Source organism: Streptomyces doebereineriae (genome assembly GCF_031845645.1).
GTDB lineage: Bacteria > Actinomycetota > Actinomycetes > Streptomycetales > Streptomycetaceae > Streptomyces > Streptomyces canus.
Genome location: NZ_JAVREZ010000019.1, coordinates 23,716 through 45,983 on the forward strand (window position 1 = coordinate 23,716; position 22,268 = coordinate 45,983).

At 69.8% G+C, this 22,268-nt stretch carries 24 protein-coding genes and 3 pseudogenes; 9 read left to right on the plus strand and 18 right to left on the minus strand.

From position 1 onward, the window contains the following. Positions 1–2 precede the first annotated feature (2 nt). A complete protein-coding gene (locus RNB18_RS39245; RefSeq protein ID WP_311718878.1) occupies positions 3–1,043 on the plus strand; it encodes an NAD(P)-dependent alcohol dehydrogenase in 1,041 nt (346 codons plus the stop codon). 298 nt (positions 1,044–1,341) lie between these two features. Here RNB18_RS39245 and RNB18_RS39250 read toward each other — a convergent pair whose 3' ends face one another. Genes RNB18_RS39250 through RNB18_RS39260 form a run of 3 tightly spaced genes read right to left on the minus strand, consistent with a single transcriptional unit; the run spans position 1,342 to position 4,458 of the window. Continuing rightward, positions 1,342–2,421, minus strand: a complete 1,080-nt coding sequence (locus tag RNB18_RS39250) for a FecCD family ABC transporter permease (RefSeq protein WP_311718879.1) — start codon at positions 2,419–2,421, stop codon at positions 1,342–1,344. Continuing rightward, positions 2,418–3,404 carry a FecCD family ABC transporter permease gene (locus RNB18_RS39255; protein ID WP_311718880.1) on the minus strand — a complete coding sequence of 329 codons (987 nt, stop codon included), beginning with the start codon at positions 3,402–3,404 and terminating at the stop codon, positions 2,418–2,420. Before RNB18_RS39255 ends, RNB18_RS39250 begins: the two co-directional genes overlap by 4 nt. Before the next feature lie 4 nt (positions 3,405–3,408). Then, complete coding sequence (locus tag RNB18_RS39260) at positions 3,409–4,458, minus strand: iron-siderophore ABC transporter substrate-binding protein (RefSeq protein WP_311718881.1); 1,050 nt, start codon at positions 4,456–4,458, stop codon at positions 3,409–3,411. Positions 4,459–4,549: 91 nt separating this feature from the next. Between RNB18_RS39260 and RNB18_RS39265 the strand changes: the two genes are divergently transcribed. Further along, positions 4,550–4,933 carry a VOC family protein gene (locus RNB18_RS39265; protein WP_311718882.1) on the plus strand — a complete coding sequence of 128 codons (384 nt, stop codon included), beginning with the start codon at positions 4,550–4,552 and terminating at the stop codon, positions 4,931–4,933. A 38-nt stretch (positions 4,934–4,971) separates the two neighbouring features. Here RNB18_RS39265 and RNB18_RS39270 read toward each other — a convergent pair whose 3' ends face one another. The 3 genes from RNB18_RS39270 to RNB18_RS39280 form a co-directional block, all read right to left on the minus strand. Continuing rightward, a complete protein-coding gene (locus RNB18_RS39270) occupies positions 4,972–5,424 on the minus strand; it encodes an SRPBCC family protein (protein WP_311718883.1) in 453 nt (150 codons plus the stop codon). Between the two features lie 136 nt (positions 5,425–5,560). Beyond that, a complete protein-coding gene (locus tag RNB18_RS39275) occupies positions 5,561–6,481 on the minus strand; it encodes a DUF5829 family protein (RefSeq protein WP_311719023.1) in 921 nt (306 codons plus the stop codon). Between the two features lie 130 nt (positions 6,482–6,611). Beyond that, positions 6,612–6,998, minus strand: a complete 387-nt coding sequence (locus RNB18_RS39280; RefSeq protein WP_311718884.1) for a hypothetical protein — start codon at positions 6,996–6,998, stop codon at positions 6,612–6,614. A 326-nt stretch (positions 6,999–7,324) separates the two neighbouring features. On the opposite strand from RNB18_RS39280, the gene msrA (RNB18_RS39285) reads away from it, so the two are divergent. Continuing rightward, on the plus strand, positions 7,325–7,837 hold the full coding sequence (msrA, locus tag RNB18_RS39285) for a peptide-methionine (S)-S-oxide reductase MsrA (RefSeq protein WP_057607654.1): 513 nt from the start codon (positions 7,325–7,327) through the stop codon (positions 7,835–7,837). A 42-nt stretch (positions 7,838–7,879) separates the two neighbouring features. Here the strand turns inward: msrA (RNB18_RS39285) and RNB18_RS39290 are convergent, their stop codons facing one another. From RNB18_RS39290 to RNB18_RS39300, 3 genes and pseudogenes are all read right to left on the minus strand, one after another. Further along, positions 7,880–8,884: a MerR family transcriptional regulator gene (locus RNB18_RS39290; protein WP_311718885.1), complete on the minus strand. Its 1,005-nt coding sequence runs from the start codon at positions 8,882–8,884 to the stop codon at positions 7,880–7,882. Positions 8,885–8,887: 3 nt separating this feature from the next. Next, on the minus strand, positions 8,888–9,589 hold the full coding sequence (locus RNB18_RS39295) for a HEAT repeat domain-containing protein (protein ID WP_311719024.1): 702 nt from the start codon (positions 9,587–9,589) through the stop codon (positions 8,888–8,890). 75 nt (positions 9,590–9,664) lie between these two features. Continuing rightward, positions 9,665–10,160, minus strand: a pseudogene (locus RNB18_RS39300) (hypothetical protein). On the opposite strand from RNB18_RS39300, the pseudogene RNB18_RS39305 reads away from it, so the two are divergent. Continuing rightward, positions 10,102–10,464: pseudogene (locus RNB18_RS39305) on the plus strand (MmyB family transcriptional regulator); the annotation flags it as partial. The pseudogenes RNB18_RS39300 and RNB18_RS39305 overlap by 59 nt on opposite strands. 385 nt (positions 10,465–10,849) lie before the next feature. On the opposite strand, the gene RNB18_RS39310 reads toward RNB18_RS39305, so the two are convergent. Then, positions 10,850–11,080, minus strand: a complete 231-nt coding sequence (locus tag RNB18_RS39310) for a hypothetical protein (RefSeq protein WP_311718886.1) — start codon at positions 11,078–11,080, stop codon at positions 10,850–10,852. A 309-nt stretch (positions 11,081–11,389) separates the two neighbouring features. After that, positions 11,390–11,866 carry a DUF4291 domain-containing protein gene (locus RNB18_RS39315; RefSeq protein WP_394817745.1) on the minus strand — a complete coding sequence of 159 codons (477 nt, stop codon included), beginning with the start codon at positions 11,864–11,866 and terminating at the stop codon, positions 11,390–11,392. A 196-nt stretch (positions 11,867–12,062) separates the two neighbouring features. On the opposite strand from RNB18_RS39315, the gene RNB18_RS39320 reads away from it, so the two are divergent. After that, entirely contained in the window at positions 12,063–13,076 is a 1,014-nt protein-coding gene (locus RNB18_RS39320) for a hypothetical protein (protein WP_311718887.1), read from the plus strand. A 149-nt stretch (positions 13,077–13,225) separates the two neighbouring features. Here RNB18_RS39320 and RNB18_RS39325 read toward each other — a convergent pair. Continuing rightward, a pseudogene (locus RNB18_RS39325) lies at positions 13,226–13,381 on the minus strand (DUF4291 family protein); the annotation flags it as partial. A 155-nt stretch (positions 13,382–13,536) separates the two neighbouring features. Here RNB18_RS39325 and RNB18_RS39330 point away from each other — a divergent pair. Further along, positions 13,537–14,121 (plus strand): hypothetical protein, encoded by a 585-nt coding sequence (locus RNB18_RS39330; protein ID WP_311718888.1) that lies wholly within the window; start codon positions 13,537–13,539, stop codon positions 14,119–14,121. Positions 14,122–14,627: 506 nt separating this feature from the next. On the opposite strand, the gene RNB18_RS39335 is transcribed toward RNB18_RS39330, so the two are convergent. From RNB18_RS39335 to RNB18_RS39345, 3 genes are all read right to left on the minus strand, one after another. Then, entirely contained in the window at positions 14,628–14,966 is a 339-nt protein-coding gene (locus RNB18_RS39335) for a hypothetical protein (protein WP_311718889.1), read from the minus strand. Continuing rightward, positions 14,959–15,618, minus strand: coding sequence for a peptide-methionine (S)-S-oxide reductase MsrA (gene msrA / locus RNB18_RS39340; RefSeq protein WP_311718890.1), 660 nt, complete (start codon positions 15,616–15,618; stop codon positions 14,959–14,961). The genes RNB18_RS39335 and msrA (RNB18_RS39340) overlap by 8 nt, the downstream gene beginning before the upstream one ends. A 154-nt stretch (positions 15,619–15,772) precedes the next feature. Further along, positions 15,773–16,891 carry a hypothetical protein gene (locus RNB18_RS39345; RefSeq protein WP_311718891.1) on the minus strand — a complete coding sequence of 373 codons (1,119 nt, stop codon included), beginning with the start codon at positions 16,889–16,891 and terminating at the stop codon, positions 15,773–15,775. Positions 16,892–17,085: 194 nt separating this feature from the next. Between RNB18_RS39345 and RNB18_RS39350 the strand changes: the two genes are divergently transcribed. Next, on the plus strand, positions 17,086–18,243 hold the full coding sequence (locus RNB18_RS39350) for a cystathionine gamma-synthase (protein ID WP_266388713.1): 1,158 nt from the start codon (positions 17,086–17,088) through the stop codon (positions 18,241–18,243). A 12-nt stretch (positions 18,244–18,255) separates the two neighbouring features. Here RNB18_RS39350 and RNB18_RS39355 read toward each other — a convergent pair whose 3' ends face one another. From RNB18_RS39355 to RNB18_RS39365, 3 genes are all read right to left on the minus strand, one after another. Next, positions 18,256–18,504 (minus strand): hypothetical protein, encoded by a 249-nt coding sequence (locus RNB18_RS39355; RefSeq protein WP_059204696.1) that lies wholly within the window; start codon positions 18,502–18,504, stop codon positions 18,256–18,258. Between the two features lie 61 nt (positions 18,505–18,565). Beyond that, the gene (locus tag RNB18_RS39360; RefSeq protein ID WP_311718892.1) at positions 18,566–19,069 is read right to left on the minus strand and encodes a sigma factor-like helix-turn-helix DNA-binding protein; all 504 of its coding nucleotides are present in this window, start codon (positions 19,067–19,069) and stop codon (positions 18,566–18,568) included. A gap of 138 nt (positions 19,070–19,207) precedes the next feature. Further along, entirely contained in the window at positions 19,208–19,711 is a 504-nt protein-coding gene (locus RNB18_RS39365) for a MarR family winged helix-turn-helix transcriptional regulator (RefSeq protein ID WP_311718893.1), read from the minus strand. Between the two features lie 162 nt (positions 19,712–19,873). Between RNB18_RS39365 and ilvA the strand changes: the two genes are divergently transcribed. Beyond that, complete coding sequence (gene ilvA, locus RNB18_RS39370) at positions 19,874–21,103, plus strand: threonine ammonia-lyase (protein ID WP_311718894.1); 1,230 nt, start codon at positions 19,874–19,876, stop codon at positions 21,101–21,103. A 184-nt stretch (positions 21,104–21,287) separates the two neighbouring features. Then, positions 21,288–22,265 carry an ATP-binding cassette domain-containing protein gene (locus RNB18_RS39375; RefSeq protein WP_311718895.1) on the plus strand — a complete coding sequence of 326 codons (978 nt, stop codon included), beginning with the start codon at positions 21,288–21,290 and terminating at the stop codon, positions 22,263–22,265. Positions 22,266–22,268 lie beyond the last annotated feature (3 nt).

The window sequence follows — 22,268 nt, forward strand, 5'->3', positions numbered from 1 at the left end:
TCATGACCACTGTTGCCGCATACGCCGCCCCCGCCTCGAAGGCTCCCCTGGAGCGGACCACCATCGAGCGCCGGGCGGTCCGCGAGCACGACGTCCTGATCGACATCAAGTTCGCCGGTATCTGCCACTCGGACATCCACCAGGCCCGCGAGGGCTGGGGCGAGGCCATCTTCCCGATGGTCCCGGGCCACGAGATCGCCGGCGTCGTCTCCGAGGTCGGGCCCGGCGTCACCAAGTACCAGGTCGGCGACCGGGTCGGCGTCGGCTGCCTGGTCGACTCCTGCCGTGAGTGCGACAACTGCAAGGCAGGCCTGGAGCAGCACTGCACCGGGGGCTCGGTCGGCACGTACAACGCCATCGGCAAGGACGGCGAGCCCACCTACGGCGGCTACTCCGAGAAGGTCGTCGTCGACGAGAACTTCGTCGTCCGTATCCCCGAGGGCCTGGCCCTCGACGAGGCCGCCCCGCTGCTGTGCGCCGGCATCACCACGTACTCCCCGCTCAAGCAGTGGGGCGCCGCCCCCGGCAAGAAGGTCGCCGTGATCGGCCTGGGCGGTCTCGGCCACATGGGCGTCAAGATCGCGCACGCGCTCGGCGCCGAGGTCACCGTCCTGTCGCAGTCCCTGGGCAAGAAGGACGACGGCCTGAAGCTGGGCGCGGACCACTACTACGCGACCAGCGACGAGAACACCTTCAAGGAGCTGGCCGGCACCTTCGACCTCATCCTCTCCACGGTCTCGGCCCCGCTGGACTTCGGCGCCTACCTGAGCCTGCTCAGGACGGGCGGCGCGCTGGTCAACGTGGGCGCCCCCGAGGAGCCCATCGCGCTGAACCTGTTCTCCCTCATCGGCGGCAACAAGACCCTCGCCGGTTCGATGATCGGCGGCATCGCCGAGACCCAGGAGATGCTGGACTTCTGCGCCGAGCACGGCATCGGCTCCGAGATCGAGCTGATCGCCGCGTCGGAGATCAACGAGGCGTACGAGCGGGTCGTCAACAGCGATGTGCGCTACCGGTTCGTGATCGACACGGCGACGATCTGACGCGCATGGCGTGAACGAAGGGCCCCGGCGTGATGCCGGGGCCCTTCGGCGTGCGGCTTGCTCCCGCCGGGGGCCTTCGGTGTGCGGTTCGGTCGTGCGGGAGGTGCTTCGGTGTAGGGGTTGTTTCGGCGGGAGGGCCTTGGGCGTGTGTCTTGCTCCGCCGGTAGGGCTTCGGCGTACGGGTCGCTTCGGCGGCTGGCCCTTCAGCGCACGGCTCGCTCGGCGCCTGGCCCTTCGGCGTGCGGCTCGCTCCGTGGGAGGGCCTTCGGTGTACGGGTCGCTCCCGCCGGGAGGGCCTTCAGCGTACGGCCGTTCGCCGGCCCAGCAGCCATAGCAGGTACGGTCCGCCGACCAGCGAGGTCAGCGCTCCGACCGGGATCTCCAGTGGGGGGAGCAGAGTCCTCGCGGTGAGATCGGCGGCCACCAGAACGACGGCACCCGTCAGCGCCGAGCACAGCAGCGGCAGCTGCGGCGTCCGGGTCAGCCGCCGGGCCAGCTGCGGCGAGGTAAGCGCGACGAACCCGATCGGCCCCGCGGCACCGGTCGCGGTGGCGGCGAGCACCACCCCGAGCACGGTCAACCCCAGCCGCACCCGGCCCACGCGAACGCCCAGCGCGGCGGCGGTGTCCGCGTCGAGCCCGAGCGGCCGCGCGGCCCTGCTCGCCCACGCCAGCGCGGGCAGACACACCAGGAGTACGACACCCAGGGGCCCCGCCTGCTGCCAACCCCGCCCGTTGAGGCTCCCCGTCAGCCACAGCTTGACCTGCTCGGCGGCCTCGAGTTCGGAGTCGGTGAGATACAGCTGCACGACGGCGGACAGGGCAACCCCGATCCCCACACCGACGAGCACGAACCGACCGGCCTGCATACCGCGCCGCCAGGCGAGCAGGTAGACGAGGGCGGCGGCGGCAAGCCCGCCCCCCACGGAGACGAGGGGCATGGCCCCGGGTGAGGAGACGACCCCGGTGGCAAGGGCGAGCACGGTTGCCGCAGCCGCCCCGTGCCCCACGCCGATCACATCGGGGCTGGCCAGGGGATTCCGGGTGACGGTCTGCACCAGCGCCCCGGACATCCCGAGAGCGGCCCCGGCGAGAGCGCCGAGCACGATCCGGGGGACGCGGAGTTCGTTGACGACCAGGTCGTAGGGGCCGGACCCGGTCCGGAGTGTGCGCCAGACCACGCCGGGGGAGAGGTACGTCTGACCGAGCGAGGCGGCGGCGGCCATGACGACGAGGAGAAGGGCGAGCAGGATCAGGGCGACGAGCACGGACCGACGGTGGATGAGGAGCGACACCCGGGGACGGGGGCGCAGGACGATGGTTCGGCTACGGGCCGGAGGCACCTCCGTGGGTGCGGCGGCACACCGGGCACCTCTCATGAGACGGCACCCCGACGCCGTACAAGAACCACCAGCACAGGCACCCCCACCAGCGCGGTCATGACACCCGCCGGCACCTCCCCGGGAGCCCGCACGACCCGCCCCACCACATCCGCCCCCACCAGCAGCGCGGCCCCGAGCAACGCCGACAGCGGCAGCACCGCCCGGTGCCCGCCCGACACGAGCCGCCTGGCCAGATGCGGCACCGCGAGCCCCACGAACGCGATCGGCCCCGCCGCGGCCACCGCAGCCGCGGTCAGCAGCGCCGCCCCCAGCGCCGCGGCCCCCCGCACCCACGAGACCCGATGCCCGAGCGCCCGAGCCGTCTCGTCGCCCAGCGCCAACGCGTCCAGTCCCCGCGCGCACCCCAGCACCAGCACGGCCCCGACGACGAGAAACGGCAGTATCCGTACGACCGTCCCCGCGTCCCGTCCGCTCAGCGCCCCCACCTGCCAGAACCGGAACTGGTCGAGAGTCGCCGAACTCGACGTCAGGACAACGGTCGTGCCCCCGGCGGTCATCGCCGACAACGCCGTCCCCGCGAGCGCCAGCTTCACCGGCGACGCCCCGCCCCGCCCCCGAGCCGCGATCCCGTACACGAGGCAGGCCGCGAGGACGGCTCCGGCGAAGGCGTACCAGACATACCCGGAGAAGCCGTTCGCGAGCCCGAGCGCGATGGCGACCACGACCCCCGCCGCGGCCCCCTGACTCAGCCCGAGGATCCCGGGATCGGCGAGCGGATTGCGCGTCACGGCCTGCAGCGCGGCCCCCGCGACCCCCAGCGCCGCTCCCGCCGTCAGTCCGATCTCGGTCCGCGGCACCCGCAGCGACCGTACGACGAGCGCGTCCGGCGACCCGCCACCGTGCAGCAGGGCGTCCACGACGGCGGACAGCGGCACCGCCCGGGTCCCGACCGCGAGGCTGAGCACCCCGGCGCAGGCCACCGCGAGGACGGCCGCAGGCCAGGCGAGACGACGTATCACGCGACTACTTGCCGATGGCGTCGGCGAGTTGGGAGATGACGAGCCGCGCGGCGGACGGCCCGGCGTTGAGGTACCAGGGGTCGTCGTCGACCTTCACGGCCTGCCCGGCCTTGACCGCCTTCATCGACGTCCACAGCGGCCCGGCCACGATGCTCCCGGCATCCGTCTTCGACGCGTCCCCCTGTACGGAGTAGAAGATCCAGTCCCCGTCGGCGGTGTCGATGCTCTCCGCGCCGATGTCCTCCGAGATGGCGTGGAACTGCTGGGACTTGGGCCGGGAGAGCCCCATGTCGACGGCGATGGATCCGGTGAACGAGGACACGCCGAACATCCGGGTGCGGTCGGGAGTGAAGCGGATCATGGAGACGGCCGGGGCGCCTTCGATGCTCTGCCCCTTCGCCCGGGCGTCGGCGGCGATGTCGTCCAGCAGCTTCCGCGCCGCCTCGCCCTTGCCGACCGCGTCGCCGACGAGCAGCAGGTCGCGCTTCCAGTTGACGCCGTTGCCGGCGGTGATCACGGTGGGCGCGATCTTCGACAGCTTCGGGTAGAGGTCGCCGAGGGAGTCGTTGGCGAGGATGAGATCGGGCTTGGCGGCGGCGAGGGTCTCCAGGTTGGGGGCCTGCCGGGTGCCCGCGTCGGTCATGCCGGCGAGCCGCTTCTTGTACGTGGGGAAGGTGTCCGCGAGATAGCCGGGCACGAGCCCGGCGTTGTCGGCGCGGGTGGTGGCCGCGGGGACGACCCCCAGAGACAGCAGGTCGTCGAGCTGCCCGGTGCTGAGCACGGCGATCCTCTTCGGCTCGGCCCTGACCGTGGTCCTGCCCTCGAAGTGCGTGACCGTGCGCGGGAAGGCCCCGTCGGTGTCCTGGTCGGAGCCCATACCGTCGGCGAGGGCGCTCGGTGCGGCGGAGGGGCCTTCGGAGGCACCCAGCACGGGGTTGCGGTCACCGGCCGCCTTCTCGGTGGTCCCGTTCGTCCCCGACGAGGACGACGAGCAGCCGGCGAGCAGCCCTCCGACGACGGTCGCGGCCACGACGGCCTTCACTGCTGTACGCACGGCTACTCCGGGGAGGTACAGGGGCTGAGGTTTGCTAAGGCAAGGCTTACCTTAACCCGTGCCGGAGTAGGGTCTGAACGAGGAGGTAGCGATGACCGTCCAGCTGAACCACACCATCGTCGCCGCACACGACAAGCACGCCTCGGCCCGCTTCCTGGCCGACATACTGGGCCTGAGGGTGAGCCCGCAGTACGGCCCCTTCGTCCCGGTCGAGATCCCCAACGGCGTGACCCTCGACTACATGGACACGAGCGACGAGATCACGCCCCAGCACTACGCGTTCCTCGTCACCGAGGACGACTTCGACACGATCTTCGCCCGGATCGAGGAGACGGGGCTGACCCACTGGGCGGACCCCTTCCACCACCGCCCGGGCGAGATCAACCGCAACGACGGGGGCCGGGGCGCGTACTTCGACGATCCGAACGGCCATCGGCTGGAGATCCTGACAAGGCCGTACGGCAGCGGGGGCTGACGTTTCCCGCGGGGCACGGGCGTGTCAGCGGCCGTGGTTCAGCCCTTCGGCCCACCGGCCAGGAAGGCACTCAGGCTGTCGAGGAGCATGGTGCTGCCCTGCTCGGCCATGTCGCGTTCCTCCGCGGTGTCACAGGTCTGGCGGAGCGCGATCTGCGTACCGCGGTCGTCCTGCTCCTCGAGTTCCATGGTCATGACCGCGGGGCCGGGCTTGCCGGGCACATCCATGCCGACCACCAGAACGCGGTTCTCGTCGACGTCGAGATAGGAGCCGGTCAGGGGGAACTGTCCGCCGTCGGGTGTGACGATCGTGGCCTTCCACGCACCGCCCGGCCGTACGTCCATCTCGACGGAGCCGGGAGCGGCGTAGGCCCACTGTGCGTACTGGTCGGCGGTGGTCCACGCCCGCCACACCCGCGCCGCCGGAGCGTCCAGCGTTCGGGTCAGCTCGTAGGAGAAGCCGTTGGCCGGGGTCGTCTGCTCGGTGCTCATGCTTCGTCGCCTCGTTTCGTGTCGTGCGGAACTGTCGCGCTTGTAGACGTCCGCGGGCACGAGGACTCATCGGTGTGCCGGGCTTTTTTGTCCGGTCTCGGGGTGCGCCCCGGGTCGGGGGCGCACCCGCTGCTGTCTACCGGGTGCCGTTGCCGGCGAACGTCCACACGGCACGGCTGCCGGGGCCGACGGTGAGGGTCGAGTGGCCGATCTGCTCCACGTGCCGGTCCTTCACGGGCCGGTTGAGTGACATCTCGACCCGCTGCAACCCCGCCTGTTCGCGCGGGACTGCGTCGAACCTGATCGTGGTGCCGCCCCCCTCCGCGACGACGCCACCGCCCGCCACGTTCTTGACGGCGAACCCGCCGGCCCGCAACAGCGGCACGTTGTCGGCGAGGTCGCCCTCGGTGACCGCGAAGCGGACGTAGGTCACGTCACGCATCAGGTGGGTGCGGTAGTCGTCGGACAGGACGCGCTCCCTGCCGACGTCGCCGGGGAAGCTCGCGGGCTCGGTGTTGCTGCGAGGGTCGGCGAAGTACTCCGGCCGGTACTCCATCGCCCAGGCTTGGAAGGCGTCGTACTCGATGGTGGGGAGGATGGCGTCGAACCACGGCACGGGCACCCCATCACCGAAGTCCCGGGTCTGGAGGAATTCGACGGGGTCGGCGCCCCCCTCGCTCTTCAGCCGCTCGGTGACCGTTGCCAGGTCTCCGTCCCGTTCGGTCGACAGGCCCAGCCCGCCGGAGCCGAGGGTGCCGTCCGGGCCGGCGATGTCACCGACTCCGAACAGTTCCAGGTAGGTCTGGCGGCCCATCAGGTAGCGGCCGGTCCAGGTCTGTCCGCCGGTACCGGTCGTGGTGCGGACCTGGAAGTTGGCGAAGTCCCTCAGGTAGTCGGAGTGTTCGATGGCGTCGGCGGTCTCCCGGTCGAGGACCCCGTAGGAGTGGTTGTAGAACAACAGCTGCCGGTCGGACGAGGACCGGCTCCCCTCGGCCTGTGCCGTCCCCACGGCACCCCCGATCGCTCCGGCGAGGGCCACAGCGAGCACGACGATCATCCGTAATATCCGCTGAATCAGCATGCGGGCGATCGTAGGGCGGGACGGCGGCGGCTGCGGTTCTTTTTCAACGAGGTCGAAATGCTTGACACATGGCGTTCGGCGAGGTGCCGCAGGGCGCTGCTCGCTGTTATGCCGGGAGGTAACTCGGCCACCAGGGTGGGACGTTGCCCGGGCAGAACGGGTCGGGGTAGGAGTCCGGCATGCCGAGCCACGTCACGAGGAACCAGGCGAACCACAGGGTGGAGACGAGCCCTGTGACCAGAGCGGTGTGGGGGTAACGCCTTCCGAGGGTGTTGTGCAGGATCACCCACGGAACGGACGTGGCGATCCATATGAGAGGCACGAGGAACAGCAGGGTCATGCTGTTGGCTGCCGCATTGACGCCGATGTCACAGGCAGCCCATGCCCTGCCGATCGCGGCGACGCACACCACCGCGGTGAGCCCGCCGAGGAGGACACCCGAACCGGCTCCTCGGAAGTGAGGGCTCGGAGGACGCGACGGACCGGCTCCCATGATCGACTCCCCCTCCGGCAGTGGTCACGAAGGCTACCAACGCCCTGCCGAAGCACTCCGGGGCCATGGCCTGAACGGGGTACGGGTGGGGCGGAGGCGGAGAATCCGGCCGCCCGGAGCTCGTGCCGGCGGCAGCCGCAGATGTGCCAGGTGCCGGCCGACCACTCATTGGACCTCAACCGGGCGCCCACGCCGTCGCCGAGGTCGGTCGAGTGGCCCGGAATCGTCCGGAACCCTCGTGCGTTGAGGAGGGTGGGCACAGAATGCCGGTGACGTGCGAGCAGAGTGGCCCGACTGACCGAGCCGACAGATATGGGAGGGCCGCAATGGCCACGCAGACACAGAGGGCCGTGTTGGCGGGCGGATGTTTCTGGGGCATGGAGGAGCTGATCCGCCGGCTTCCGGGCGTCACGGCGACCAGGGTGGGATACACCGGCGGTGACGTGCCGAACGCGACGTACCGCAACCACGGCACGCACGCGGAGGCCATCGAGATCCTCTTCGACCCCGAGAAGACCGACTTCCGCACGCTCCTGGAGTTCTTCTTCCAGATTCACGACCCGAGCACCAAGAACCGCCAGGGCAACGACATCGGCCTCAGCTACCGCTCGGCGATCTACTACGTGGACGACGAGCAGAAGCGGATCGCCGAGGACACGATCGCGGACGTCGACGCCTCCGGTCTGTGGCCGGGCAAGGTCGTCACCGAGGTGGAGCCGGTGGGCCCCTTCTGGGAGGCCGAGCCCGAGCACCAGGACTACCTCCAGCGTTACCCGGACGGCTACACCTGCCACTTCCCGCGGCCGGGATGGCGGCTGCCCGCCCGCGCGGAGGGCTGACCGCAAGGCGGCCCGCAGGCCTGCTCCGCTGCCGAGAGACCGTCACCGTGCCTCGCGGAGCCGAAGCAGATACGTCGCGGTCAGCGCGACGGCACGGTCTCCGTCGTACGACAGCTCCACGAGGGCGCGTGCGGCCGTGGCTCCGGGGATGTCCGCCAGCGCCTGGGTCAGCCGGGCTCGGGCGGGCGCCTCGGCGGCGTCGTGGGCGAGGCGGCCGACGAGCCCGGTGGCGATCCGATCCGCGGTCGCGGCGTCGCTCGCCAGCATGCTCAGCGCGTCGGCTGCGTCGGTGTCGTTCGGCCCCGCCACGATCATGTCGATGAGCGCCGGGACGGCATCGGCCACGCCACGCGTCCCGAGCGCCAGCGCCGCCTGGCCGCGGACGACGGCATCCGGGTCCGCGAGAGCCTCACGCAGCCCGGCGGTGGACTCCTCACCCGGCATCTCGGCGAGGGACCGGACGGCACGTTCCCGTACCGCGGCCGACGGTGAGCCGAGGCCCTCGGCCAGCAGTGCCGCGCTGCCGTCGCCCGATCGTGCCAGCGCCCATCGGAGGGCTCCGGCGACGTTCGGATCCGTCTCTCTGAGGACCGCCTCGACCAGGGCCTCCACCGGCACGCGGATCTCGTCGACCGAGGACAGGGCGGCACGCTGACGGGCGGCGGCGCTCTTCGACCCCAGTGCCCGGAGCATCACGACGACCTGGAGTACGGCCTCCCAGTCGGCGGGTACCGCGGCATCGATCCGGCGGAGCCGGGTGAGCAGCTCGGTCTCGGCCGCGATGCGTTCGCGCGTCTGACGGATGAGGTCGTCGACGAGCGCCGAGGGTGTGAAGCCGGGATCGTCGAGAGCGCGTCCGATCTCACGCAGCGACAGTCCCAGCGACCTCAGGCTCTCGATGTGGAAGATCCGCCGGATGTCGTCGCCGGAGTACTCCCGGTAGCCGGAACCCGTACGACCCGAAGGGCGCAGCAGGCCGAGTGACTCGTAGTGCCTGAGCATGCGGGCACTGACCCCGGACCGTCGCGCCACCTCACCGATCAACACGCCCTATCGTCCCTCCTGGCCGTCCGCGCCGAGGGCCACTACGCGCTTCGCCTCCTCGATCGCGAACTCGAATCCGGCATCAGGGTCGCGCAGCAGCCGTTCCGTGGCGAACGCGTGCGTGCGCGCAAGTCGGTCAGGAGCTGTCGTCGCGGCCCGCAGAACCGGCAGCACGACCTCACCCAGCGCGACCAGCGCCCTGCTGAGACTCAGCTGCGTCTCCCGCCCGCCACGGCCGAGCTGCGTCGCCAGCACCGTGGCCAACCCGGACTCCTCGCCCTCCGGCACCAGCACGACCGCGGTCCGCCAGGCACTGCGCGCCACCTCGTCGTCGCCGTCGGACAGGAGCGCCCTGGTGATCGCCGGCCACGCCCGCCGGTCCCCGATCTTGGACAGCGTGTGCAAGGCCTGGCTCCGTGCCTGCGCACGCTCCGAGCCCACTTCGCGAAGCAGCGCGGGGAGCGTCACGGACACCGGGTGGCGGGTCAGAGCCCAGGTGAGCATGTCCCGGACGAAGAGCTCGGGCTCGACCGCGCACCGCTCGACGAGCTTGCCGACGAACCGCGGATCCGGCGCCGTACCGACCGCCAGGGCCGCCCGCAGCCGCACGGACGAACGACCGTCCTCCAGCCCCTGGAGCGCTGGCATCGCCCCCGCGTCCGGTTCTTGTCCCTGGCCCTGTCCCTGGCCCTGTCCCTGTTCCGTCATGGTCACCGAGACCACCTCCTGAGCAGGCAGTGAAGGGCTTGTCACGGTGTCAAGGTCAAGGGCACCGAACGCGAATCACGGACGCGGCGGGCGCGGCGGGCGATTCCACAGGGTCACGTCGCCGCTCGTCGCCACGGCGAGGGTACGGCCGGAGGGGGAGAAGCCGACGGCCCGGAGTTCGGAGTAGTGGGAATGGAAGACGTGCCACCACCGCTCGCCGCGCGGACCACGGTGGGGCATGCTGCTGCCGCGGGAGAGCAGGACACGGTCATTGGGCCAGACCGGCGAGACGACCTCCACGTGCCAGCCGTCGGCGGTGGTGGAGTGGAGCCCACCGCCGTACAGCCCGGCGATGTGCACCCTGCTGCCGGCGGTCGCGGGCGTCGGGGTGCATGGCGAACCCGATACTGAGAAGCCCTCCGACGGCCGCGCGCGGTTCGAACACCGGCTGCCAGGGAGCAGGCGCGGGGAGCACGGGGACCGACGACAGCCGGTCCCGCAAGTCCCGCGGCCGCCCGCCCAACTTCGTTCGCTGGGTCTTCCTGGAGCCGGTCGCCCGATCCGTTGTCATCGACTGGGAACCCGAGGCCCGCGGCCTCCTCGCCCGCCTCCGCACCCTGTCCACCCGCCACCCCGACGACCCCCGCTACACCCGCCTGGTCCGGGAACTGCACGAAGGCAGCCCCGAAGTGCGGGCTTGGTGGCCCCAATACGACGTTCAGCCCCGCCACAGCGGCCGCAAACGCCTGCGCCACCCACTGCACGGCCCGACCGAGTACGCGTACACCGCGTACCACCTGGCCGAAGCACCGGAACAGACACTCGTGGTCTATGCCGACCGCTCCGCCGCCGAGGGCCTCGAACAGCCGCGATGATCACCGGGAGGCCGCGCATCGAGTGCCACGGCGACACGCCCCGGCCTCAGCCGTCGGCCTTGGCACCGACCGTACGAAGAGCACTTCGGGCACCAGGCGAGCAGCGGTCTGCTGCCGGATCAGCCAGGATCGCGGCGGGCAGGACTCGGGTCGCGCGTCAGGACGAGGACTGCCGGACACTGTGCGCCCGCATGGGTCGGGACGTTGTAGCCGTTCGACGCGACGTCAGCGGGTACTCCAGAGCCCCGCGCCAGGCGCGGCAAAGGGTTGTTGGTGTCGGTCAAGCGGGGCGACGTCGATGCGATTGCGGTTTGGCATGTGGAGAATCAAAGGGCTGTGAGCGCGGCTTGACATGGGCTCAGCCTTCGTTGCCTGGCTGCGCTGGTCAGCGGACGACTACGCCCGGGATGAGGGCGACGAGGGCGGACACGACGCTTGCCATGCCCGACAGCGTGACAATGGTGGCCTTCCCGTCCGAGAAGAGGCCCGAGCAGAACTCTCGAAGCTGGCGGCGGAGGAAGAGCATCTTCAGCTTCTGCCAGCGGTGTTGTCGGATGTGGCAGCCCAGAAGAAGCCCGGACGCGTTGTTGCGACAACCGTCGTCCCGTCCGCGCACCGGAGCACCACACGTCACAGGGGCTTGGAAGAAGCACCATGCGGCCGTGGCGGCCGAGAGGACGACCACTACGACCGGTCCTGCGGCGGAGTTGATCCACGCGGCTATCAACAGGAGCCCGGCCAGAACCCCCCACCACTGGCCAAGCCCACCAAGCCCTTTTGCTCTTGCCCCCGAAGTCGCCATGGAGGGGACTTGTCGCCCGGCCGCCGCGATCATGCCGGACCGACCTTGCAATGGCCAGATGGCTGCGCAAGTAGGCGTGTTCCTGTACGAGTCAGCTGACCTGGAGTGGGGCAGCAGGGTAGCTCAGACGGCAGTTACGTCTCCGTGGGTCCCGGTGCGCAGCAACTTGTCTCCAGCGGGATTAGGGCGTTCCTGGGGCAGCAGTCGCGTGGCGGCGCTCAAGTCGTCTCCGCTGATGAGGGCACGGATCTCGTGGGCGAGCGGGGTCACGTCGCGAATGGCGACCGTCCACTCGTCCGCGTAGAGTCGTACAGCTTCACCGGAGAGGCACACTTGCAAGGACCGATACCGCAGGGGCTGGAGGCGCAGGTCCCGCTCCGGGTCCCACTGCACGCGAGCGGGCACCCGCTTCAACTGACGCTGCCAGGTGGCTCGGTCGGCGTGCACTCCGCGGACGTAGCTTGACAGACACGCGTTGCGCAGCGCCCACTCGAAGCCGTCGCGGGTGATCTCAACAGCGAGGACGGTCTCCTGCCCGGCTTTCGCGCCCCAGCCGCAGCGGTACATCATCCACAGGAACGACGGCTTGATCCATGTCAAGCCGTGCTCACAGACCTTATGACCACTACGTCAACTCCATCCGCCACAGACGACGTGACCGGATTGGGTCGATCCGCCGGTCCGCGCGTGACATCAACGAAACAGGTGAACTTCGCGCGTCTGGCTGGGCATCATGCTTCGTCGACGCCATCATGGGGACACGGTTTCGCTCGTCGTGCCGGAGATGGAGGCTTTCGTGAGGAAGAAACGAAGGACCCTAAGCCTCCTATCACTCACGACCGTGCTGCTTGCGGCGGTCCTGCCGGTGGTGCTTCTGCGTGGTCAACTCTTCGGCACGGACGATTCCTCGCAACTCGCAGCCGTCCTTACTTACATCGGAGTGCTGGTCAGTGCATCAGTCGCTCTGATCGGATACGGAGTCAACCTCCAGACCGAACAGCGGCTGTGGACTGAGCAGGAAGAGCAGCAGCGTCAGCTACGGCTCGAAGCGGCGATGCGCGCAGGACAGCTTGTTTCTCCCGGTGATTCAGGGCCCGCGCACCCTGCGGCACTGGCTTCTGGGCTGCTGGCCCTCACCAGGCTCGATCACGGGGACCTTGCCGTTGTGCTCCTTGTGGACTTGTGGTCCGGCGACCAGAACTCAACCCAGGCCGAATGCGTTGGTGGAGAAGAGCGTTGGCCTAAGGTTTCGCACGAGACGGCCATCCTGGTGATCGACGCCGCCCTCAGATCGAAGTCCGGCAACGCCCAACTCGTCGCTGCTGAGCTGCTCTGTCGCAACGCGGAAAGGCTCGACGCTTGCCAATCCCTTCACTGGCCCAGTGCGGTCGACGGCTGCTGGGATCCCATGTTCAGTCCAAGGACAAAACTGTTGATCGTCGAGGCCCTGATCAGGATGACTCTGGCTGGACATGCCGAGGAAGGTGCTCTACGGTCCGTGGCCGTTCGCCTCTACGGGATCTGGTACGGCGATCACAGTAAAGAGGTGAGGGGGTGCATCGGCAAATTCATCGGAAAGATCATCGGACGGCTCCAGGACTTCGGTCTCAAGCAATTCGTTCACGGACCGAAGATGGTGACGATCGCCGACTTGAAAAAGGCGGCGACGAGTGCCGCCGAAAACCCTGACGATTACCTAGCCAAGCTCTCGAACGACCTGGGAAATGCCCTGGGCGAGTGGGCGGCCTCCTGCCATGAGCAGCCGCCACATCCCGGATCTCTGGCCACTGCTGCGATCCTGCCTCAATAGGAATTCCCTGGTCGTGGAGGCGGGCCTGATGGTGATGAGTGCTCAGAGCTGTATCCGGGCAGCAGACAAGAGCACACCGGCTGGGGGTCGGCGATGGTCACGAGTCTCCCAGCCAGGTGGCGTCTTGGGCAGGCTGATAAGCGTCAACGCGGCTTGATGACCCACGTCATTCTGTCCCGCTTCCACACGGAGGGAGAGCGGCCGTCGCGGACGGCGGGCAGCCCGATTTCCGGGGAGTATGCCTGGTAGACGGTGATCGTGGATTCCGAGTAGGCCGCACGTATCCGGTGTTGCGGTTCTTCCATGGCGTACAGCGTGGGGTCGGTCGGTTCAGTCGGCCACTGCTTTTCGACCGCCGTTCGCTGCGACGAGAACCTCTGCCGCAGCACCCTGCCGGGTGCCGGCGTGACGACGCTGCTTGATGGTTCAGCCGCGGAGCCGCTTCAATGTCGCTGTGGCCATGGCATGGATGGACGGCAGCAGGACTGTCGCCGGACGCATCTCACTCGGCGACGTCATCGCGCATCTGGGCAAGCACAGACCAGTCTTCCACTCCGAAGCCGATCTCCAACACAGCTTCGCGCGGGCCCTTTGGGAACTGTCGCCGGACATGAACTCCAGACTGGAGGTACCGCAGCAGGCAGGGGGCAGCGCCGAACACCTGGACCTCCTGTGCATCGGCCCGTCGACTCGCACCGCGATCGAGTTCAAGTACTTCACCCGGAGATGGACGGGCACGGTGGGCGCGCCCGCCGAGGACTACGCCCTGAAAGGGCATGCCGCCGCAGATCTCGCTCGTCTGCACTTCGTGCGGGACATAGCCAGGCTGGAGCGCTTCTGCCGCCGGTCCGACCAGAACGGTCTCGCCATCATGCTGACCAACGACGCATCCCTATGGACTCCGCCCGGCATCGGCCGCGGACAGACTCGGGATCGAGACTTCCGGATCCACCAGGGACGTGAGCTTGTCGGCAGGCTCCTTTGGGCGGAGGGCACCTACAAGCCGAACACGTGCATATTGCGAGGCTCATATACGCTCGATTAGAACCCCTACTCCGAACTGGACGGAGCGGGAGGAGAGTTCCGGTATCTCGCCGTGCCCGTCGGACCGTCGCCACATGAGACCGACGACGGCCCCTGACAGGTATAGCGCGGGCGACCCACAACTACTGAGAAGTGCACCGGCAGTCAATACCGTCGTGGCATGACGTCGGTTGACCAATGGCTGGAATTCCCCGATGGCCTAGACGTCGAAAGCGTGTCGTTTCGGGAGCCCGGCGTGCCGACGGGCTATCTGTATGATCGCTGCGGAACGTGGGCTCGGCCTGACGGGTGAGCCGCCGGGGGTTGTCGCGAGTGTCCGCGTCGGAGCCGTAGAGGTACGTGGCGTAGCCGCGGTACGAACCGTCCAGGCCGTACATGCCGGGCCGTGTTCGGATCAGTTTGAGGTGTTCCCTGACGCTGAACTCACCGACTCGGCGATCACCGCAGACGGACATCGGCAAGCGATCAAACATCCGTAGGAGCACTGCTGGTGCGTGCGCTTGTTTGTCAGCGCTCGATGAAGCGGGGGTCCGGCCACGTCGAGATCGGTTCGTCGGAGACCGAGTAGATCTCCAGGAGCGACAGGTAGCCGTCGTCGGTGCAGACCAGGACACCGGCCCAGTGCGGGGTGGTGTAACCGGCGTCCACAGCTGGATTGTCGTGCGGCGGCGCAGGAGCGACCGCTGTACGGTCCACCTCCAGATCGACCGTCGCGCAGCCGCAGCCACATCGGCCCGACACGCGTGTGTGGGGAATCTGCGCCAGCAGGGCGCCGCTTACCGGATCCGGGCCGGCCAGCAGCGCCCGCAGGGTCGCCTTGACCTCCGGCGACAGTGGCTCAGCCATCAGCCTTGGCCACGCCGACCGGGCAAGAGACGCCGGTCCCGCCGATCCCGCAGTAGCCCGCCGGGTTCTTGTCGAGGTACTGCTGGTGGTACCCCTCCGCCGGATAAAAGGTCTTCGCGGGGAGGATCTCCGTGGAGATCGTGCCGTGGCCCGAGGACGTGAGGGCCTGCTGGTAGGCGGCTCGGGAGGTTTCGGCCATGGCTGCCTGCGCGGGAGTGTGGGTGTGGATCGCCGAGCGGTACTGGGTGCCGACGTCGTTGCCCTGGCGGAAGCCCTGCGTCGGGTCGTGGGCCTCCCAGAAGGTCTTCAGAAGGCGCTCGTACGAGAGGAGGGCGGGGTCGAAGACCACGCGGACCGCCTCCGTGTGGCCGGTGAGACCCGAGCAGACCTCCTCGTACGCGGGGTTCTCGGTGTGGCCGCCCTGATAGCCGACCAAGGTCGTCCACACTCCCACCGGGAGCCGCCAGAACGTGCGCTCGGCGCCCCAGAAGCAGCCCAGGCCGAAGTCGGCGATCTGATAGCCCTCGGGGTAGGGGCCGAGCAGCGGGGTGCCGAGGACGGTGTGGCGGTCGGGGACGGTGAACATCGGCTCGGGGCGGCCCGTCAGCGCCTGCTCGGGGGTGGGCAGGGCGGGCGTACGGCCGAACAGCATGACGTGGGCTCCTTCGTTCGTGCGCGTCGCAGAGGGATGCGGGTCGGCACCGAGAACGTTTCCGTGCGGGGCCGCATTCCGACCGGCCCGGCGCCGGGCCGAGCCCGCCGTCAGTGCCGTCAGGGCCGTCGGTCAGATGGGCACGGCGACGCGGTCACTGCGTCAGCGTCGCCGGACTCCCGCCGTTCGCCTCGTACCCCGCCACCGCCAGTGCCCGGTATATCGCGAACTCCGCGGCCGGATCGGCGGACAGCGTCCAGGGCAGGGCACCGACGTGGCCGTCGATGTGGACGAGCTGGCTCATCGCCTCCGCCCAGCGCTCGCCGCGGACGAGGAAGAAGACCAGCAGATGGCGGACGTGGGCCAGCATCGGATCGTCGGCACGGGCCGAGTGGACCGCGTGCAGCGCGCCATGGATCGCCTTGGTCACGACCTCGCTCCGGTAGAAGCCGCTGACCAGGTTCACCTCGGGGAGGTGCTCGAAGACCGCGAACAGGGGCATCGCGGCGAGGAGGGAGCCGTGCGGGGCCCGGGCGGCGGCCGCCTCCGCGAAGCTGTACGCCAGCTCCCGCGAGCCGTGCCACTTCTCGCACCAGTAGTGCAGCGCGGCCAGGTGCGCCCCCATGTGGGCCGGGGCGCGGTCCAGGATCTTCAGCCACAGCTGCTCGAACTCCGCCTGCGAATAGGCCAGTCCGCGTGCCACGGAGAGCTCGATGATGTACGGGACCGGATCGCCGGGGGCCAGCAGCGCCGCCTCGCCGCAGGCCACCTTCGCCTCCTCCATGATGATCCGGAACTCGTCCGTGCCGGGCGCCGATGTCCGCCACGCCTGGTGGACCAGGAACTCCGCGTGCACGGCCGCGCCGCCCGCGTCTTTGGGCTGCTCGACCCGCCACACCCGCAGCCACTGCCCACCCGGTGCCTCGCTGACCCCGCCCGGACGCTGCTGCAGCTCCAGCGAGGCGGCTCCGGCGAAGGCCTGCACGCGCTGCCAGCGCAGCTCGCCCTCCCGCTCGGTACCGGCGAGGAGTTGGGAGGCCGCCTTGTAGTCCTGTGTGCGCTGCACCAGGTCCAGGACGTCCAGCAGGTCCTGGTCGGGGCCGGGCATGCGGATGTCCAGCTCCTCCTGACGTGCGAAGCCGTATTCCTCAGGGTCCGCGGCGTCCGGGTGGCCCGCCGGGACCTGTTCGATCCCGCCTCGCCTGCGCCGAAGGAACGGAAGCAGCACGAAGCCCAGCATGACCGCCGCCATCAGGACCCAGAGAATCTCCATGCCTCAAGAGTTCCAGACGCCGCCGACAATTGCCCAACCCGGTCGGCGCCCTGTGGAAAACTCCCGGACCGGCCCGAATGTCCTGGGGAAAACTCCCCGCGGCCGGCCCGAACGCCTGGGGAAAACCCTGCCGTACGGCCGTGCGGAGCCCGTCGTCCGTCATCGGTCCCCCGGGCGGACTACCCTCGGAGCCCATGAGCGACAGGCACATCAGTCAGCACTTCGAGACTCTCGCGATCCACGCGGGCAACACCGCGGACCCCGTCACCGGAGCGGTGGTCCCGCCGATCTACCAGGTCTCGACCTACAAGCAGGACGGCGTGGGCGGTCTGCGCGGCGGTTACGAGTACAGCCGCAGCGCCAACCCGACGCGTACCGCCCTGGAGGAGAACCTCGCCGCCCTCGAAGGCGGCCGCCGGGGCCTCGCGTTCGCGTCCGGACTGGCGGCCGAGGACTGCCTGCTGCGTACGCTGCTCAGCCCCGGCGACCACGTGGTCATCCCCAACGACGCGTACGGCGGCACGTTCCGCCTCTTCGCGAAGGTCGTCGCCCGATGGGGTGTCGAGTGGTCGGTCGCCGACACCAGCGACCCGGCCGCCGTACGGGCCGCGATCACCCCGAAGACCAAGGTCGTGTGGGTGGAGACGCCCTCCAACCCGCTGCTCGGCATCACCGACATCGCCGCCGTCGCCCAGGTCTCCCGGGACGCGGGCGCCAAGCTCGTCGTCGACAACACCTTCGCGACGCCCTACCTCCAGCAGCCGCTGGCGCTCGGCGCCGATGTCGTCGTGCACTCCCTGACCAAGTACATGGGCGGCCACTCCGACGTCGTGGGCGGCGCCCTGGTCACCGCCGACGAGGCACTGGGCGAGGAACTGGCGTACCACCAGAACGCGATGGGCGCGGTCGCCGGGCCCTTCGACTCCTGGCTGGTGCTGCGCGGCGCCAAGACGCTGTCGGTGCGCATGGACCGGCACAGCGAGAACGCCACGAAGGTCGCCGACATGCTGACCCGGCACGCGCGCGTGACGCAGGTGCTCTACCCGGGCCTGGAGGAGCACCCCGGGCACGAGGTCGCGGCCAAGCAGATGCGGTCCTTCGGCGGCATGGTCTCCTTCCGGGTGGAGGGCGGCGAGGAGGCGGCCGTCGAGGTCTGCAACCGCGCCCGGATCTTCACGCTGGGGGAGTCCCTGGGAGGCGTCGAGTCGCTGATCGAGCACCCCGGCCGCATGACGCACGCGTCCGTGGCGGGCTCGGCGCTCGAGGTCCCCGCCGACCTCGTGCGCCTGTCCGTGGGCATCGAGAACGTCGACGACCTGCTGGAGGACCTCCAGCAGGCGCTCGCCAAGTAGGCCGGGCCGGGCTCACCAGCCCCTCATCGGTGGAGTCGTCGTGGACGGCGGCTCCACCCACGGGCGCGCGGTCAGCGCCCACACCACGAACGCCACACTCGCGGCGAACAACAGCAGCCACATGATCCGGCGCGCCGCGGTCCTGCGCCGGAGCATGCGCGATCCACGCCGTACGACGTCCCCGTACAGATCCGCGGGCACCTGCGGCGTTCCCCGTTCCATGATCTGCCGCACGGCGGCCTCACGCTGGGTCCGGTTCACGCGCACCTCCCGGGGCGACGCGGGTGTCTCACGACACGGCCGCCACTCGCGTCCCGCCTCCTCATGACGCCGCCACCTTCGCCTTCACCACCGCCGGCGCGGGCCCGCGCGGTGGGTGCAGCAGCGTGGCCGTGGCCCGGTCGCAGATCGTGCGGACGCGTTCCGCCGGCAGGCCGAGCAGGGCTGCTGCCTGTTCCTCGGCCACGCCCTCGTAGAGGCGCAGTACCAGGATCAGCCGCTCCTGGGGGGCGAGACGGGACAGCGGGCTGTCGGGGTGCGTGCGGCCGCGGAGCAGGACGCCGTGGCGGCGCCATGCTCCGTGTGCGAAGCGCAGGGCGAGGTGCTGGCGGGCGCGGTCGTAGGGATCCTCACCGCGCATCCGGTCCCAGCACGCGTACGTGTGCGCGAGCGCCAGGGTCAGCAGGCGTCGCGCGCGCGGGTTGTCGTCCGGTGCCTCCGCCGTCAGGAGCGTCGCGGCGTGCAGGAGCCGCCCGGCCGCGCCCGCGACGAACGCCTCGAACTCCCGGGCCCGACGCGTGCCCTGGACCACCTGCCGTTGCCGCACCGCACCTCCCCGCCTGCGGATGGCCGTACGACGGCTTCGTACGACCACGAGGACCCGGTCTCAGAGGACCCGGTCTCATATGAGGCCCGGTACGGCCGTCCGGTCAAGAGGCGGGGCGGTACGCGCGTGCGCGCGTGCCTAAGAGGACTGAGCCTCCGGTCCCGGGACGCCCTGGATCGCCATCCGGGAGGAGAGGGCGGTGTTGAAGCGCGTGAGGAGCGTGCAGAACGCCTCGCGCTCCTCCGGCGCCCAGTCGTGTGTCAGCTCGGCCATCAACTGACGCCGTGAGGAGCGCACTTCCTCCAGCCGGGACTGCCCGCGCGGGGACAGCTGGAGCACCACCGCGCGTCCGTCCTCGGGGTGCGAGGTGCGCTTGACCAGCCCGGTGTCGACGAGCGGCGCCACCTGGCGGGTGACCGTGGACGAGTCGATCCCCATGCTCGCCGCCAGCGCCTTGACGCCCATCGGGCCTTCCTTGTCGAGCCGGTTGAGCAGCAGGTACGCGGCGCGGTCCATGGAGTTGCGCACCTGCCCCACCCCGCCGAGCCGGGTCTGTTCGGCGCGACGGGCGAAGACCGCCACCTCGTGCTGCAGGGTGTCGAGGAGACCGGTGTCACCGACGGTCGTCATGTCCATCGACATTTCAGGTGTTGTGGGCATGGCCGGGGGCTCACTTCATGAAGGGCTGCTGGGTTGGGGGACAGGGTACGCGGCCCGGAGGCAGGCCGTACCAGCGCTGAGCAAACCCGTCTCGGACGTTGGTCACAGCGCGAGCACGCACGTGTGAACTGCGAGACTTGAGTCATGAACTACCGCAAGGCCCACCCCGTGCCGCCGGTGACGCTCGACGACGTGCGCGGCGCGCAGAAGATGTTGTCGGGCGTGGCGCGGACGACCGCGATGGAGGGCAGCCGCCACCTGACCCAGCTGGTGGGCGCGCCGGTGCACTTCAAGTGCGAGAACCTGCAGCGGACGGGGTCGTTCAAACTCCGTGGCGCCTACGTCCGGATCGCCGGACTGCTGCCCGAGGAGCGGGCCGCGGGTGTCGTGGCCGCGAGCGCCGGAAACCACGCGCAGGGCGTCGCGCTGGCGTCCACGCTGCTCGGCGTGCGCTCCACGGTGTTCATGCCGAAGGGCGCCCCGCTGCCGAAGATCAGCGCCACCAGGCACTACGGCGCCGAGGTGCGCCTGCACGGCCAGGTGGTCGACGAGACGCTGGCCGCCGCACAGGAGTACGCGGCCGAGACGGGCGCGGTGTTCATCCATCCCTTCGACCACCCCGACGTCATCGCGGGCCAGGGTACGGTCGGCCTCGAGATCCTGGAGCAGTGCCCCGAGGTGCGCACGGTCGTCCTCGGGATCGGCGGCGGCGGACTCGCGGCCGGTGTCGCGATCGCCGTGAAGGCCCTGCGGCCGGACGTGCGGATCGTGGGTGTGCAGGCGGCGGGCGCGGCCGCGTATCCGCCCTCGCTGGCTGCGGGGCGTCCGGTGTCGATCGAGAACCCGGCGACGATGGCCGACGGGATGAAGGTCGGGCGGCCGGGGGACGTGCCGTTCGGGATCGTGGACGAACTCGTGGACGAGGTCCGCACGGTGACGGAGGACGAGCTGTCCGCCGCGCTGCTGCTGTGCCTGGAGCGGGCCAAGCTGGTCGTCGAGCCGGCCGGGGCGAGCCCGGTCGCGGCGCTGCTGAGCGACCCGGGCGCCTACGAGGGGCCGGTCGTCGCCGTGCTGTCCGGCGGCAACGTCGACCCGGTGCTGCTGCAGCGGGTGCTGCGGCACGGCATGGCCGCGCAGGGCCGCTACCTGGCCGTTCGGCTCCGGCTCACGGACAGGCCCGGTGCCCTCGCGACGCTTCTCGGGGTGTTGTCAGTGGTCGACGCTAATGTCCTGGACGTGAGCCACGTCCGGACCGATCCACGGCTCGGGCTCGCGGAGGCGGAGGTCGAGCTGCACCTGGAGACGAAGGGGCCGGAGCACTGCGCCGAGGTCGGCCGAGCCCTCCGGGAGGCGGGCTACACGGTCATCGACTGAGGTCGGGGCCCCTTCAGGACGCAGAAGTCACTCGTTCGAGTAAGTCCATTGAGAGACGCGATACATCGCGTTATGGTGTGTCTCGTGACGCCGCTCACGCCCGCCCGCGTATGAAAAAGAACGGGCGGAAGAAAGCGCACAAACCTAGGCTTTCCCAAAAATCCCCGATGACGTGGAGATTCATATGCCAGGCGCCATCTATGCCGAAGGTCTGGTCAAGACCTTCGGTGACGTACGGGCTCTGGACGGCGTCGACCTCGATGTCCCGGAGGGCACCGTCCTGGGCCTCCTCGGACCGAACGGCGCGGGCAAGACGACAGCCGTCCGCTGCCTGACGACCCTCCTGAAGCCGGACAGCGGCTCGGCGGTCGTCGCGGGCGTCGACGTCCTCAAGCACCCCGACGCCGTGCGCCGCTCCATCGGCCTCTCCGGCCAGTTCGCGGCTGTCGACGAATACCTCACCGGCCGCGAGAACCTGCAGATGGTCGGCCAGCTCTACCAGATGAAGGCGAAGCAGGCGAAGGTCCGCGCGATCGAGCTGCTGGAGCAGTTCGACCTCGCCGACGCGGCCGACCGCCCCACCAAGACCTACTCCGGCGGCATGCGACGCCGCCTCGACCTCGCGGCCGCCCTGGTGGTCTCACCGCCCGTGATGTTCATGGACGAACCGACGACCGGCCTCGACCCACGCAACCGCCAACTCCTGTGGGAGGTCATCAAACAGCTGGTCTCCGAGGGCACCACCCTGCTGCTGACCACCCAGTACCTCGAGGAGGCCGACCACCTCGCCCACGACATCGCCGTCGTCGACCACGGCCGTGTCATCGCCACGGGCACCTCCGACCAGCTCAAGGCCCGCACCGGCGGCGAGCGCGTCGAGGTCGTCGTGCACGAGCGCGAGCACATCCAGGCCGCCTCGGAGGTCCTGCGCGGCTTCGGCAAGGGCGACACCACGGTCGAGGACCACATGCGCAAGCTCACCGTGCCCGTCACCGGCGGCGCCAAGCTGCTCGCCGAGGTCATCCGCGAACTCGACACCCGCGGCATCGAGATAGACGACATCGGCCTGCGCCGCCCCACCCTCGACGACGTCTTCCTGTCACTGACGGGACATGCGGCCGAGGTCAAGGACGAGGAGAGCGACAAGGAGACCGCCAAGTGAGCA

Coding starts and splice junctions, on each gene's coding strand:
- RNB18_RS39245 (WP_311718878.1), top strand. CDS start 3: ATGACCACTGTTGCCGCATACGCCGCCCCCGCCTCGAAGGCTCCCCTG.
- RNB18_RS39250 (WP_311718879.1), bottom strand. CDS start 2,421: ATGAGAGGTGCCCGGTGTGCCGCCGCACCCACGGAGGTGCCTCCGGCC.
- RNB18_RS39265 (WP_311718882.1), top strand. CDS start 4,550: ATGACCGTCCAGCTGAACCACACCATCGTCGCCGCACACGACAAGCAC.
- RNB18_RS39270 (WP_311718883.1), bottom strand. CDS start 5,424: ATGAGCACCGAGCAGACGACCCCGGCCAACGGCTTCTCCTACGAGCTG.
- RNB18_RS39275 (WP_311719023.1), bottom strand. CDS start 6,481: ATGATCGTCGTGCTCGCTGTGGCCCTCGCCGGAGCGATCGGGGGTGCC.
- RNB18_RS39280 (WP_311718884.1), bottom strand. CDS start 6,998: ATGGGAGCCGGTCCGTCGCGTCCTCCGAGCCCTCACTTCCGAGGAGCC.
- msrA (WP_057607654.1), top strand. CDS start 7,325: ATGGCCACGCAGACACAGAGGGCCGTGTTGGCGGGCGGATGTTTCTGG.
- RNB18_RS39295 (WP_311719024.1), bottom strand. CDS start 9,589: ATGACGGAACAGGGACAGGGCCAGGGACAGGGCCAGGGACAAGAACCG.
- RNB18_RS39330 (WP_311718888.1), top strand. CDS start 13,537: ATGGCATGGATGGACGGCAGCAGGACTGTCGCCGGACGCATCTCACTC.
- RNB18_RS39335 (WP_311718889.1), bottom strand. CDS start 14,966: ATGGCTGAGCCACTGTCGCCGGAGGTCAAGGCGACCCTGCGGGCGCTG.
- msrA (WP_311718890.1), bottom strand. CDS start 15,618: ATGCTGTTCGGCCGTACGCCCGCCCTGCCCACCCCCGAGCAGGCGCTG.
- RNB18_RS39345 (WP_311718891.1), bottom strand. CDS start 16,891: ATGGAGATTCTCTGGGTCCTGATGGCGGCGGTCATGCTGGGCTTCGTG.
- RNB18_RS39350 (WP_266388713.1), top strand. CDS start 17,086: ATGAGCGACAGGCACATCAGTCAGCACTTCGAGACTCTCGCGATCCAC.
- RNB18_RS39365 (WP_311718893.1), bottom strand. CDS start 19,711: ATGTCGATGGACATGACGACCGTCGGTGACACCGGTCTCCTCGACACC.
- ilvA (WP_311718894.1), top strand. CDS start 19,874: ATGAACTACCGCAAGGCCCACCCCGTGCCGCCGGTGACGCTCGACGAC.
- RNB18_RS39375 (WP_311718895.1), top strand. CDS start 21,288: ATGCCAGGCGCCATCTATGCCGAAGGTCTGGTCAAGACCTTCGGTGAC.